15 protein-coding genes are annotated in these 11,924 nt (G+C 64.5%); 12 read left to right on the top strand and 3 right to left on the bottom strand.

Going from position 1 to position 11,924, the window contains the following annotated elements:
• Window positions 1-13 precede the first annotated feature (13 nt).
• The 4 genes from rimM to leuC all read left to right on the top strand — a co-directional run bounded on the left by rimM (window position 14) and on the right by leuC (window position 3,597).
• Window positions 14-652 carry a ribosome maturation factor RimM gene (rimM, locus tag AB4Y97_RS08860; RefSeq protein WP_441998661.1) on the top strand — a complete coding sequence of 213 codons (639 nt, stop codon included), beginning with the start codon at window positions 14-16 and terminating at the stop codon, window positions 650-652.
• Complete coding sequence (gene trmD / locus AB4Y97_RS08855) at window positions 649-1,332, top strand: tRNA (guanosine(37)-N1)-methyltransferase TrmD (RefSeq protein WP_441998660.1); 684 nt, start codon at window positions 649-651, stop codon at window positions 1,330-1,332. The genes rimM and trmD overlap by 4 nt, the downstream gene beginning before the upstream one ends.
• Before the next feature lie 213 nt (window positions 1,333-1,545).
• Window positions 1,546-1,941, top strand: coding sequence for a 50S ribosomal protein L19 (gene rplS / locus AB4Y97_RS08850; RefSeq protein ID WP_441998659.1), 396 nt, complete (start codon window positions 1,546-1,548; stop codon window positions 1,939-1,941).
• 249 nt (window positions 1,942-2,190) lie between these two features.
• The gene (gene leuC / locus AB4Y97_RS08845) at window positions 2,191-3,597 is read left to right on the top strand and encodes a 3-isopropylmalate dehydratase large subunit (protein WP_441998658.1); all 1,407 of its coding nucleotides are present in this window, start codon (window positions 2,191-2,193) and stop codon (window positions 3,595-3,597) included.
• A gap of 70 nt (window positions 3,598-3,667) precedes the next feature.
• Here leuC and AB4Y97_RS08840 read toward each other — a convergent pair whose 3' ends face one another.
• Complete coding sequence (locus AB4Y97_RS08840; protein WP_441998657.1) at window positions 3,668-3,988, bottom strand: hypothetical protein; 321 nt, start codon at window positions 3,986-3,988, stop codon at window positions 3,668-3,670.
• 124 nt (window positions 3,989-4,112) lie between these two features.
• Here AB4Y97_RS08840 and AB4Y97_RS08835 point away from each other — a divergent pair, with 124 nt between their 5' ends.
• The 7 genes from AB4Y97_RS08835 to leuB all read left to right on the top strand — a co-directional run bounded on the left by AB4Y97_RS08835 (window position 4,113) and on the right by leuB (window position 9,351).
• Complete coding sequence (locus AB4Y97_RS08835; protein ID WP_441998656.1) at window positions 4,113-4,370, top strand: hypothetical protein; 258 nt, start codon at window positions 4,113-4,115, stop codon at window positions 4,368-4,370.
• 16 nt (window positions 4,371-4,386) lie between these two features.
• Window positions 4,387-4,794 carry a metallopeptidase family protein gene (locus AB4Y97_RS08830; RefSeq protein ID WP_441998655.1) on the top strand — a complete coding sequence of 136 codons (408 nt, stop codon included), beginning with the start codon at window positions 4,387-4,389 and terminating at the stop codon, window positions 4,792-4,794.
• 185 nt (window positions 4,795-4,979) lie between these two features.
• On the top strand, window positions 4,980-5,582 hold the full coding sequence (gene leuD, locus AB4Y97_RS08825; RefSeq protein ID WP_441998654.1) for a 3-isopropylmalate dehydratase small subunit: 603 nt from the start codon (window positions 4,980-4,982) through the stop codon (window positions 5,580-5,582).
• Window positions 5,583-5,806: 224 nt separating this feature from the next.
• A complete protein-coding gene (locus tag AB4Y97_RS08820; protein ID WP_441998653.1) occupies window positions 5,807-6,997 on the top strand; it encodes a lytic murein transglycosylase in 1,191 nt (396 codons plus the stop codon).
• 43 nt (window positions 6,998-7,040) lie between these two features.
• Entirely contained in the window at window positions 7,041-7,424 is a 384-nt protein-coding gene (locus tag AB4Y97_RS08815) for a RidA family protein (RefSeq protein ID WP_441998652.1), read from the top strand.
• 8 nt (window positions 7,425-7,432) lie between these two features.
• The gene (locus AB4Y97_RS08810) at window positions 7,433-8,059 is read left to right on the top strand and encodes a LysE family translocator (RefSeq protein ID WP_441998651.1); all 627 of its coding nucleotides are present in this window, start codon (window positions 7,433-7,435) and stop codon (window positions 8,057-8,059) included.
• Between the two features lie 185 nt (window positions 8,060-8,244).
• The gene (gene leuB, locus AB4Y97_RS08805) at window positions 8,245-9,351 is read left to right on the top strand and encodes a 3-isopropylmalate dehydrogenase (protein WP_441998650.1); all 1,107 of its coding nucleotides are present in this window, start codon (window positions 8,245-8,247) and stop codon (window positions 9,349-9,351) included.
• A 49-nt stretch (window positions 9,352-9,400) separates the two neighbouring features.
• On the opposite strand, the gene AB4Y97_RS08800 is transcribed toward leuB, so the two are convergent.
• Window positions 9,401-9,751: a hypothetical protein gene (locus tag AB4Y97_RS08800; protein ID WP_441998649.1), complete on the bottom strand. Its 351-nt coding sequence runs from the start codon at window positions 9,749-9,751 to the stop codon at window positions 9,401-9,403.
• 258 nt (window positions 9,752-10,009) lie between these two features.
• On the opposite strand from AB4Y97_RS08800, the gene AB4Y97_RS08795 reads away from it, so the two are divergent.
• Window positions 10,010-11,134: a sulfite oxidase gene (locus tag AB4Y97_RS08795; protein ID WP_441998648.1), complete on the top strand. Its 1,125-nt coding sequence runs from the start codon at window positions 10,010-10,012 to the stop codon at window positions 11,132-11,134.
• Here AB4Y97_RS08795 and AB4Y97_RS08790 read toward each other — a convergent pair.
• A complete protein-coding gene (locus AB4Y97_RS08790) occupies window positions 11,112-11,912 on the bottom strand; it encodes a hypothetical protein (protein WP_441998647.1) in 801 nt (266 codons plus the stop codon). The two genes, AB4Y97_RS08795 and AB4Y97_RS08790, sit on opposite strands and share 23 nt — an antisense overlap.
• Window positions 11,913-11,924 lie beyond the last annotated feature (12 nt).

Below are 11,924 nucleotides of genomic sequence, written 5' to 3'. Positions count from 1 at the left end.
TGCCAGCGCCTACATGAAAGATGTCGCGTTGACACCCCCACCTCCACCTCCTCCCCACAAGGGGGAGAAGAGCCCGACGGCGCCTGCGAGAGACGACCTCGTCCTCGTCGGCGAGTTCGGCCGCGCCCATGGCCTGAAAGGCGAGGTGCGGCTGAAATCCTACACGGCCGTTCCGGCAGGAATTGCAGGCTACCGCCCGCTCTTCACCGCCCAGGGCCGAACCCTTTCATTGAAGAATGCCCGGCCCGCTCCCGGCAACGCGCCCGACATGCTGATCGCGCAGGTCGAAGGCGTCGCATCGCGCGAGGCGGCGGAGGCGTTGAACCGCGTTCAGCTGTTTCTCGAACGCAGCAAGCTTCCTCCCCCTGAGGAGGAAGACGAGTTTCTGCTGGCCGATCTCATCGGCCTGCCGGTGCGGGACGAGGCCGGCACGGTCGTCGGCACCATCGTCGATGTGCCCAATTACGGCGGCGGCGATCTCCTCGAAATCGCTCCCGCCGCGAAGGGGCCGACGGCGTTCCTGCCCTTCACCAAGGCTTTCGTGCCGGTGGTCGAAATCGCCGGGAAGCGCATCGTCATCGCGCCGCCGGAGGATTTCTTCGAGCCCGCGCGTTCCGAACCCAAGGATCCCGCACCCGAGGATGAGGCGTGACCTTCTCCGCCACGATCCTAACCCTTTATCCCGACATGTTTCCCGGCCCGCTCGGCATCTCCCTGTCCGGCGATGCGCTTGCGCGAAACGTCTGGTCGCTGGAAGCAAGGAACATCCGCGATCATGGCTTAGGTCGTCACCGTAACGTGGACGATACGCCGGCCGGCGGCGGGGTCGGCATGGTGCTGCGCTGCGACGTGCTGGCTTCCGCCATCGATGCCGCCGTTTCTGCTGACGATCCCCGTCCGAAACTGCTCATGAGCCCGCGTGGCAAACCTTTGACGCAAAGCCGCGTGCGCGAACTCGCGGCGGGGCCCGGAATCGTCATCGTCTGCGGAAGGTTCGAGGGCGTCGACGAACGCGTGATCGAGGGCAGGGGGCTGGAGGAGGTCTCCATCGGCGATTACGTGCTCTCCGGCGGTGAGATGGCCGCGATGGTGGTGCTCGACGCCTGCGTGCGGCTCCTGCCCGGCGTGATGGGCAAGGAAGCCTCCGGCCATGAGGAGAGCTTCGAGACGAACCTCCTCGAATACCCGCACTACACGCGCCCCCGCGAATGGGAGGGCTGCTCCATTCCCGACGTGCTGCTGAACGGCAACCACGCCGCCATCGAGAAATGGCGGCGGCAGGAGGCGGAGCGGATCACGCGGGAGAGACGGCCGGATTTGCTGGAGCGGTGAGAACCTCGTCATCCCGGGGCCGCACTCTTGTCATTTGTCATTCCGGGACGCCGTAGGCGGGCCCGGAAGGACGGCGGGGCGTTTGCAAAAGGCAAACGCTGCTCGACAACCCCCCGAAACTCCTGTATAGCGCGCCCCAATTCACAACAGGACGCCGAAATCCTGCGGGGACTTTGGGATAAACCCGAGGCCACGCAACGGCAGGAGTTTAAAATGAACCTCATTCAGCAGCTCGAGCAGGAGCAGATCGCCAAGCTCGGCAAGACGATTCCCGACTTCCAGCCCGGCGATACCGTTATCGTCAACGTGAAGGTGAAGGAAGGCGAGCGTAGCCGCGTGCAGGCCTATGAAGGCGTCTGCATCGCCCGTTCCGGCGGCGGCTTCCAGGAGAGCTTCACCGTTCGCAAGATTTCCTACGGCGAAGGCGTCGAGCGCGTGTTCCCGGTCTATTCGCCGAACATCGATTCCATCAAGGTCGTGCGCCGTGGCGCCGTCCGCCGCGCCAAGCTGTACTACCTGCGCGACCGTCGTGGTAAGTCGGCCCGTATCGCCGAGCGCACCGATCGCACCGATCGCCAGGATAAGAACGGCGCCGCTGCCGCCGAGTAATCGGTTTTCTCGAAAGACCGAGAGTTTGGAAAGCGCGGTTCCGGCCGCGCTTTTTTGCTTTTCGGACCGCAGGGCGGTTGAAGCGCGAAGAATTTTATTGCGTGGCGCGGCCGGCCGGCTATGCAATGATTTCAAGGCTGTGCGCCTTCAAGACGCCTTTCCGTCGTCGCCGAGACCGGCTAAACACCGGACCGTACAGTTTCCAAGTTCGCTGGCAAGTTTGTTGGCAAGTTTGTTGGATGGAGAACCATGGCCAATCCCCGCACCCTCTATGACAAGATCTTCGACGACCACGTCGTCGACCGGCAGGATGACGGGACGTGCCTTCTCTACATTGATCGCCACCTCGTGCATGAGGTGACGAGCCCGCAGGCCTTCGAGGGTCTGCGCGTGGCGGGCCGCAAGGTGCGCCAGCCGCACAAGACGCTGGCCGTCGTCGATCACAACGTCCCGACGACCGACCGCTCCAAGGGCATCGACGATCCCGAATCCGCGACCCAGGTGGCGACGCTCGCCCGGAACGCCAAGGATTTCGGTGTCGAGTATTATGACGAACTCGACACCCGCCAGGGCATCGTCCACGTGGTCGGTCCGGAGCAGGGCTTCACGCTTCCGGGCATGACCATCGTCTGCGGCGACAGCCATACCTCCACCCACGGCGCCTTCGGGGCGCTCGCCCATGGCATCGGCACGTCGGAAGTGGAGCACGTTCTCGCGACCCAGACCCTGATCCAGAAGAAGGCGAAGAACTTCCGCGTCACCGTCGACGGCAAGCTGCCCGAGGGCGTGACCGCGAAGGACATCATCCTCTCGATCATCGGCGAGACCGGCACCGCCGGTGGCACCGGCCATGTCATGGAATATGCGGGCGAGGCTATCCGCTCGCTGTCCATGGAAGGCCGCATGACGGTCTGCAACATGGCCATCGAGGGCGGCGCCCGCGCGGGCATGGTCGCCCCCGACGAGAAGACCTATGCCTATCTGAAGGACCGCCCGAAATCGCCGAAGGGCGAGGCCTGGGATGCGGCTGTGCGCTATTGGGATTCCTTGCGCACCGACGAAGGTGCGTTCTTCGATACCGAGCTGAAGCTCGACGCGGCGAACCTGCCGCCCATCGTCACCTGGGGCACGAGCCCCGAGGACGTGATTTCGGTGGCCGGCGCGGTGCCGAACCCGGACGACATCCAGGACGAGAACAAGCGCCTCTCCAAGTGGCGCGCGCTCGAATATATGGGCCTCAAGCCCGGCACCAAGATCACCGACATCGCGCTCGACCGCGTCTTCATCGGTTCCTGCACCAATGGCCGCATCGAGGATCTGCGCGCGGTCGCGAAGGTCGTCGAGGGCCGTCAGGTCCATCAGGCGGTCAACGCCATGATCGTTCCCGGCTCCGGCATCGTGAAGATGCAGGCCGAAGCGGAAGGTCTCGACAAGATCTTCAAGGCCGCCGGCTTCGACTGGCGCGAGCCCGGCTGCTCCATGTGCCTCGCCATGAACGCGGATCGTCTGGCGCCGCAGGAGCGCTGCGCCTCCACCTCGAACCGCAACTTCGAGGGCCGCCAGGGCTTCAAGGGCCGCACCCACCTCGTCTCGCCAGCCATGGCGGCGGCGGCGGCGATCACGGGCCGGTTCGTGGATATCCGCAACTGGGGCTGATGTTTTCCCGATCCATGAAAAGGCGGCGACCGCTGAAGTCGCCGCCTTTTTTCTTTGGAGATCTTACGCCTTAATCGACATAGACCCGCCGGCCTCCAGCCACGACCTGACGGCACACCGCGGTCGGACGGCGGACGATATCGCCGTTGGGACGCACCCGCTCGCGCATCACCGTGCGACAAACGGTGCGCATGCGGGCGGGACGTTCCACCACGCGGCGCTCGATGACGCGGTGACGGTAAGCCGGGCGGACATGATCCTCGCGGACCACGTGAACGCCCGGACCACGATCGCCGACGCCGACCCGCACATTCAGGTCCTGAGCCGAGGCTGCACCGGAGCCGAGAACCACCAGCCCGGCCGCTGCCAGGATTCCGAGAAATTGACGCATGAGATCCTCATCTCTTCTAAGTGATAACTGGAGCGGTTAACGTCAGGCTTGGCGAGCTGTTCCGTCATGCATGGGTGTTTGTTCTCAGCCGTGCCGCGCACGGCACAGTTTCGAGGAGGGGTCTATGAGCAAGGAAGAACAGGAATCCCGCGAAGTCCTCGAGCGCGTGAAGCGCGATTCGGAAACCATCGGCTCGTCCTCGCTCAGCCGCATGAGCCGCCGTCTGGTGGATCATTTCGGCGCGCGCGATGCCATCGGGGATGCGGATGGCGGCAGCACCGATCCGATCGAACTCTGGGGTCGCCGCATCGGCCGCGCCTTGTCGCTCATCGGCGTGATCGTGCTGACCTATTGGCTCGCCGTGCAGCTTCGCCTTCTGTGATTGTCCAAAAGTACCCATGATCGATTTCGCGAACCTCCAAGCTCCGTCGCTCGCCGATCTCGAAACCCTTGCCCGCAGCGCCTATGACCGTCTGCCGGAGGAGTTTCGCCAGCTCTGCGAAGGCGTCGTGATCCGCGTCGAGGATTTTCCGGATGACGAGACCCTGCGGGACATGGAATGCGAGACGCCGTTCGACCTGCTCGGCCTGTTTCGCGGCGTGGGTCTCGCGCAGACCGGCGGCATCATGCATACGGGCCAGTTCCCCAACATGGTCTGGCTCTACCGCCGCCCGATCCTCGATTACTGGGCCGAGCACGAGGAAACCCTGGGCGATCTCATCACCCATGTGCTCGTGCACGAGATCGGCCACCATTTCGGCCTGTCCGACGAGGACATGGAGGCCATCGAGGCGGCGGCGGGCTGAGATCCTCACTTTCCGGAAGACGATGCAATGATCGGTCCCGCCGCTCCGCTTCCACCGCTCGCGGTTGAAGCCCTCAACGAGATCGCCGCTTTCCTCGCCGCGACCACGATTGGCCTAGTCCTGTCGCGAAGGCTTTGATATGACGCTGCCGGAGCGGGCCAGATGCCGCCGAAGGATGGATGACGATGGACAAGTTCACTGTGCTGGAAAGCGTCGCGGCGCCGCTGCGGATCATCAATGTCGACACCGATATGATCATCCCGAAGCAGTACCTGAAGACGATCAAGCGCACGGGCCTTGGCACCGGGCTCTTCTCCGAGATGCGCTATCGCGAGGACGGTTCGGAGAATCCGGATTTCGTGCTCAACCAGCCGGCCTACCGCAAGGCGCAGATCCTGGTCGCCGGCGACAATTTCGGCTGCGGCTCGTCGCGCGAGCATGCCCCCTGGGCGCTGCTCGATTTCGGCATCCGCTGCGTGATCTCGACCGGATTCGCCGACATCTTCTACAACAACTGCTTCCAGAACGGCATTCTGCCGATCAAGGTCTCGCCTGAGGATCTCGAAAAGCTCTTCGACGATGCCGAGCGCGGCGCCAACGCGACGCTGACCGTCGATCTCGAGAAGCAGGAAATCCGCGGTCCCGACGGCGGCTCGGTCAAGTTCGACATCGATCCGTTCCGCAAGCATTGCCTGCTCAACGGCCTCGACGGCATCGGCCTGACCATGGAAAAGGCGGCCGCCATCGACACCTTCGAGAAGAAGCTCGACGCGCGCCTCTGGGCATAGAGTCGCTCTCAGCGTCATTCCGGGTCGCCACAGGCGAGCCCGGAACCCATAAGCGCTGACGGTTCCGGACAAGACGCGACGGCAGCCGGATGACTTCATACTGAGATTTTAGCGGCTATGGGTTCCGGGCTCCGCTGCGCGGCCCCGGAATGACGGGCGTGAGAAAGCCTGCGGCTAAAACCCGGTTGCCTAATATTAACCAAATTGACCGCACATTCGGGGGCATGATTCGTATCCTTGCCCCCGCGATCTTCGCTCTCCTCGGGCTGGTTGCCGCGACGCCGGCATCCGCTCAGGGAGATTTCCGCTCCTGCCTGTCCTCCTTGCGCAGCCAGGCGGCCGCCAAGGGAATTTCCGGCCAGGCCTTCGATGTGGCCACGCGCGGCATCGCGCCGGACATGCAGATCCTCGAACTCATGGACAACCAGCCTGAGTTCAAGACCCCGATCTGGGACTATCTCTCCGCCCTCGTCGACGACGAGCGGGTGCAGGACGGGCGCAACGCCATGCGGCAATGGGGCCAAGCTCTGGCCGCAGCCGAAGCGCGCTTCGGCGTCGACCGCCATGTGATCGCCGGCGTCTGGGGCGTGGAATCCAATTTCGGCAAGGATATCGGCGGGCGGCCGCTGGTGCAGTCCCTCTCGACGCTCGCCTGCTACGCGCCGCGCCGACGCGAATATTTCACCGGCGAATTGATGGCGACCCTGAAGATCGTCCAGGACGGCGACATCGATCCGGCGAACCTGCGCGGTTCCTGGGCCGGAGCCTTCGGCCATACCCAGTTCATGCCCTCCACCTTCCAGCGCCTCGCGGTCGACGGCGATGGGGATGGGCATCGGGACATCATGACCTCGGTGCCGGACGCTGTCGCCTCCACCGCCAACTTCCTGAAGAAAGCGGGCTGGTCGAACGGCCTGCCATGGGGCTACGAGGTGCGGCTGCCCGCGAACTTCAACGCGAGCCTCGCCGGCCGCAAGGCCAAGCGCCCGCTCTCGTCCTGGGCGTCGATGGGCGTCACCCGTGTCGATGGGCGTCCGCTTTCCGGCAATTACGCCGCCGGCATCATCATCCCGGCAGGGGTGAACGGGCCTGCCTTCATCGTGACCAAGAATTTCGACGCGGTCTATTCCTACAACGCCGCCGAATCCTACGGCCTCGCCATCGCGCTCCTCGGCGATCGCCTCAAGGGCCAGCCGGGCATCCGCACCGCCTGGCCGACCGACGATCCGCCGCTCTCCCGCGCCCAGCGCCGTGAGCTGCAACAGCTCCTGACCTCCCGCGGCTACGATGTGGGCGAGCCGGACGGCAAGATCGGCCAGAAAACCCGCGATGCCATCAAGGACGTGGAGCGCCGCCTCGGCCTCGAACCGCGCGGCCGCCCCGGCGGCAAGGTGCTGGAAGCGTTGCGGGGATAGTGGCTTTGGTGTCAACTCTGTCGCCCAAGCGTCAGGAGTTTTCATGAAACGCCATCTTCTTTCGAGCGGCTCTCCCATGGAGAAAGCCTATGGCTACTCGCGCGCGGTCGTCCAGGGACCTTGGGTCTTCATGGCCGGCACAACCGGATACGACTATTCCAGGATGACGATGCCGGATGACGTCGGGCAACAGACGCGCAACTGCTGGAAGACGATTGAGCGATACTTGCAGGAAGCGGGCTCCGGTCTGAACGACCTTGTCCGCGTGACCTACTACGCAACGGATCCCGGGCATGCGGAGACGATCTTGAAAGTCTGCGGGGAGATCCTTCACGATGTCCGGCCGGCTGCGACTTTTCTCGTCGTCAAAGAGCTCCTCGTTCCCGAGATGAAAATCGAGATCGAGGCCACGGCTCTCAAAGCCTGAAGGCCATCATGTCCTGGAACACCTTCCTCCTGTTCGCTCCGGCCTGTTTCGCGATCAATCTCGCCTTCGGGCCCAATAACCTGTTGTCACTGACCTACGGCATGCAAAGCGGCGTGCGCATCGCCGCCTTCGCCGCGGCGGGACGCCTTATCGCCTTCGCTCTGATGATCGTGTTGGCGGCCATCGGCCTTGGGGCCGTTCTGGCTGCGTCGGAACTGGCTTTCACGGTCGTGAAATGGATCGGGGCCGCCTATCTCGTCTGGCTCGGCATCAGGATCCTCAGGGCCACCAAAGTGGAGGCGGTTGAAGCGAAGGAAGCCTCTCCGCGGCGGCCCCTTCCGGCCCTCGTCGTGCAGGAATTCTGGACGGCCATCGGCAACCCGAAGGCGATCCTGGTCTTTACGGCCTTCTTCCCGCAATTCCTCGATCTCGATGCCTATGGCGCGAGCTTCGCGGTGATGGGCGTCACCTTCTTGGCTCTGGAGATCGTCGCCGTCATTCTCTATGCGCTGCTCGGGCAGCGTCTCGGCTCTCTCGCCCGCACCGGGCGGACCCTGGCCTGGTTCAACCGCCTGTCCGGTTCCATGATGATCGCCTTCGGTATCGCGCTGGCCTTCGCCCGCCGCCCGGCGTGACGTGTCAGCCTAACGGACGACACGACAAACGCTTGCCAAACCTGGGCTGTCGCGCCTAAACCCCTCACCGTCGGGCCAGGCGCTTCAAGCCGGGCCTCCGCGCCGTTAAAAGGTCTGGCGTGAAAAGACGCGGAGGGCCGGGTCCGACCCGGCCGTGACGGCCAATCATCGATCAGGAATTCATCATGGCAACGCACAAGCTTCTCCTTCTCCCCGGCGACGGCATCGGTCCGGAGGTCATGCGCGAGGTCGAGAAGATTGTGGGCTGGTTCGCCAGGAACGGCGTCGGCTTCGAGACCGAGACGGATCTCGTCGGCGGTTCGGCCTATGATGCGCATAAGGTGTCGATCTCTGAGGACGCCATGAAGCGCGCGCAGGCCGCCGATGCGGTGCTGTTCGGCGCGGTCGGCGGACCGAAATGGGACAACGTGCCTTACGCGGTGCGGCCCGAAGCCGGCCTCCTGCGCTTGCGCAAGGACCTCGGCCTCTTCGCGAACCTGCGCCCGGCCATCTGCTATCCGGCGCTGGCCGATGCCTCCTCTCTCAAGCGCGAGGTGGTGGAAGGGCTCGATATCATGATCGTGCGCGAGCTCACCGGCGGCGTCTATTTCGGCGAGCCGAAGGAGCTGGTGACGCTCGAGGACGGCTCGCAGCGCGCGGTCGACACGCAGCTCTACACCACGGGCGAAATCGAACGCATCACCCGCGTCGCCTTCGACCTCGCCAAGAAGCGCCGCAACAAGGTGTCCTCGGCCGAGAAGAGCAACGTGATGAAGACCGGCGTGCTCTGGCGCCAGGTGGTCTCGCGTATTCACAAGGCGGAATTCGCCGACGTGCAACTCGAGCATGTGCTTGCCGACAACGCCGCCATGCAGCTCGTGCGCAATCCGAAGCAGTTCGACGTGATCGTCACCGACAACCTGTTCGGCGACATCCTCTCCGATATTGCCGCCATGCTCACCGGCTCGCTCGGCATGCTGCCTTCCGCCTCGCTCGGCGCGGAGGACCCGAAGACCGGCAGCCGCAAGGCGCTCTATGAGCCGGTCCACGGTTCCGCCCCCGACATCGCCGGCAAGGGCCTCGCCAATCCCATCGCGATGATCGGCTCCTTCGGCATGGCCCTGCGCTATTCCTTCGGCCTCATCGAGGCGGCGGATCTCTTGGAGAAGGCCATCGCTAATGTGCTCGCCTCCGGCACGCGCACCAAGGACATCGCAGCCCCCGGCATGAACGCCGTCGGCACGCAGGATGTGGGCGATGCCATCGTGAAGGAGCTGAGCGCCCTTTCCTGAGGACCAGAAGCCCCGGTCATGCCGGGGCTTTTTACTCTGCGATGGAACCCTACCGGATCGAGCCCGTCGTCTCGATGTTCGGATTCAGGTCGAGGGGCGGGAAGGGATTGCGCGCGCCGACGAAGGGCCCGTTGGTGATTGGGTCGGGAAGAGTGCCCACGCCGAAGCCCGCGCCGGCAGGCGCATAGGGCGGGCTCAGCAGATAGGATTGCGTCTGACCATAGCCGGTGATGCCCGGGTTGATGGAGTCGGCGGGCACGACGTTCCCAGGATCAAGGAAAGAACGGGGAGTAACCCTGAAGACCAGGGGACGTTCCCTACGGGGTTGCGCTTCGGCGATGACAGAAAAGGCTGTGATCGCAGCCAGCGAAGCCAAACCGAGAGCAGCGAGACGGCGCATCTGAACCTCCAGCTTAACCTCGAGCAAAGGCGCGCTGTCACGATCCGCCCGGCGCCTTTCAAGGATCGGCGGACTATCGGAACAAGGCGGCGTCGCTTAAATTGTTCCGCTTCGGAGCAGGCCGATCCGACCGTCGTCATCGCGCCCGCTTCACCCTTTGGTTTACACACGATTCGGCAAGGCGATTCCCATTTTGCCGACACGATTGTGCGCTAGAATCTCGATGCCCGTTGCGTGGCGGTGGGAGAAAGGTTGAAGGTGGATCAGCCTAACAAAAGCCCTGAACTCGACGGCAAGGATCGTGGCCTGTTCCTGCTCGGACGGCAGCCGCTCGTCGCGGAAACGCCGGAGGAGTTGCTCGACGAGGCGACGACGCCGATTTCCAGATTCTTCGTCCGCAATAACGGCCTGATGCCGGAACCGCCGGCGAATGCGGAGGAGTGGAGCCTCTCCATCGACGGCGAGGTCGAGCGCCCGCTCAGGCTCACCTTGGCCGAGCTGAAGCGCCGCTTCCCACACAAGACCTTTCGCATGGTGCTGGAATGCGGCGGCAACGGCCGTTCGTTCTTCGAACCAAAGGCGGAGGGGAACCCCTGGACCAATGGCGGCGCGGGCTGCGCCGAATGGACCGGTATCTCGCTCGGCGATGTGTTGCGAGAAGCGGGCCTGAAGGATTCCGCCCTTTATACAGCCCATTACGGCGCCGATCCCGACAAGACGGGCAGTTACGACACGCCCTCCATCTCCCGCGGCATGCGGATCGGGAAGGCGCTCGACGAGCATACGCTTCTGGCCTTTGCGATGAACGGAGAGGCGCTGCCGTTCCTCCATGGCGGTCCACTGCGCCTCGTCGTGCCGGGCTGGCCCGGGTCGCTCAGCCAGAAATGGCTGACGCGGATCTGGATCCGCGACCGGGAGCACGATGGGCCCGGCATGCAGGGCCTGTCCTACCGCCTGCCCATCCATCCGATCCCGCCTGGATCCGACGGCAAGGGCGCCGAGCTGCGCATTCTCGAATCCATGCCGGTGCGCAGCATCGTCTCCTTTCCCGCCGATGGCAGTCTTTATCCCTCAGGCACGCGGCGGATCGCGGTTCGCGGCGCCGCCTGGGCCGGGGACGATGTCGTCACCCGCGTCGATCTCTCCATCGATGGCGGCGCCACCTGGGTCGAGGCTGCGCTCGAACCCCTGCGCAACCGCTACGATTGGGCGCGCTGGTCGGCGAGTCTCGCCGTGCCGGGAGACGGCGCCTACGAAATCATGGCCCGCGCCACGGATTCGAAAGGGAATACGCAGCCGCTTCGTGCCGCCGGCTGGAATCCCAACGGCTATGGCTGCAATGTCGTGCATCGGATGACAGTTACGGTCGGGACGGCGATTTGACGCTGATCGAGGCCGTGCGGGCCGCCAGCGCGCAGGCATCGGTCCGGCTGCGCTCGGCGCGGGCGAAGAGGGTTCTCAACACCGCATTGTCCCCGCCGGCGAGCGTGACCCGGTCGATGAAGCAGGCAAGATGGTTCTCGTCGACCGGCTGGACATCGGCCCCGCAAAGCCAGCCCTGAAAGCCGAAGCTCGTCTCCGGATCGGCGAAGCGGAAGGCCTGGCAGTTCTGCTCGCTTCGTCCTGCGAGCGTCATGGCGGCCGCTTCCACGGGCCCGAACTTGGTCATCACCATCCGGCTCTGGGCGTTGCGCGTGATGGAAAGGCCGGCATCGGCGGCGCGGCGCACGATATCGACGAAGAAGCTGCGCTTGCCTGTCTCGGTGATGCCCTGAACGAGGCTGATCCGGCCATGGCGGATATCGCCGAAAGCACCGAGAACAAGCGTATCCTCGCGCCCGCCCGCCGAATGCTGGCGCGCTTCCAGGGTCACGGGGGCGAACCCCTTCTCGATGCCGTAAAGCGCGTTGGCCGGGACGATCGGCGTCCAGATCGGAGGCGGGGCGATCAGGACGGAGGCCGGAACGGGTTTCGGCCCACCGGAGAGCGGCATCGGCCGTTCGTCCTGCCTGGCGAAATAAACCAGAGCGGCGATGCTGAACCCGGACAGCAGGAACATCCGCAGCCAAGGCAGGGGTTTTCGCGCACGCGCGACAGGCCGCTCGTCCAGGAGGTCGAGCATGTCGTCCTCATCCAGATCGGCATAGGTGGCCTTCGACATGACGCTCCCATC

The organism is Microvirga sp. 2TAF3 (genome assembly GCF_052114965.1).
Classification (GTDB): domain Bacteria; phylum Pseudomonadota; class Alphaproteobacteria; order Rhizobiales; family Beijerinckiaceae; genus Microvirga.
Note: the sequence above shows the minus strand (reverse complement) of the source record. Positions and strands in the feature narration are given on the sequence as shown.

Excerpts from the sequence above, each read along its gene's own strand:
- rimM (WP_441998661.1), top strand. The coding sequence starts at position 14 with ATGAAAGATGTCGCGTTGACACCCCCACCTCCACCTCCTCCCCACAAG.
- rplS (WP_441998659.1), top strand. The coding sequence starts at position 1,546 with ATGAACCTCATTCAGCAGCTCGAGCAGGAGCAGATCGCCAAGCTCGGC.
- leuC (WP_441998658.1), top strand. The coding sequence starts at position 2,191 with ATGGCCAATCCCCGCACCCTCTATGACAAGATCTTCGACGACCACGTC.
- AB4Y97_RS08840 (WP_441998657.1), bottom strand. The coding sequence starts at position 3,988 with ATGCGTCAATTTCTCGGAATCCTGGCAGCGGCCGGGCTGGTGGTTCTC.
- AB4Y97_RS08835 (WP_441998656.1), top strand. The coding sequence starts at position 4,113 with ATGAGCAAGGAAGAACAGGAATCCCGCGAAGTCCTCGAGCGCGTGAAG.
- AB4Y97_RS08830 (WP_441998655.1), top strand. The coding sequence starts at position 4,387 with ATGATCGATTTCGCGAACCTCCAAGCTCCGTCGCTCGCCGATCTCGAA.
- leuD (WP_441998654.1), top strand. The coding sequence starts at position 4,980 with ATGGACAAGTTCACTGTGCTGGAAAGCGTCGCGGCGCCGCTGCGGATC.
- AB4Y97_RS08820 (WP_441998653.1), top strand. The coding sequence starts at position 5,807 with ATGATTCGTATCCTTGCCCCCGCGATCTTCGCTCTCCTCGGGCTGGTT.
- AB4Y97_RS08815 (WP_441998652.1), top strand. The coding sequence starts at position 7,041 with ATGAAACGCCATCTTCTTTCGAGCGGCTCTCCCATGGAGAAAGCCTAT.
- AB4Y97_RS08810 (WP_441998651.1), top strand. The coding sequence starts at position 7,433 with ATGTCCTGGAACACCTTCCTCCTGTTCGCTCCGGCCTGTTTCGCGATC.
- leuB (WP_441998650.1), top strand. The coding sequence starts at position 8,245 with ATGGCAACGCACAAGCTTCTCCTTCTCCCCGGCGACGGCATCGGTCCG.
- AB4Y97_RS08800 (WP_441998649.1), bottom strand. The coding sequence starts at position 9,751 with ATGCGCCGTCTCGCTGCTCTCGGTTTGGCTTCGCTGGCTGCGATCACA.
- AB4Y97_RS08790 (WP_441998647.1), bottom strand. The coding sequence starts at position 11,912 with ATGTCGAAGGCCACCTATGCCGATCTGGATGAGGACGACATGCTCGAC.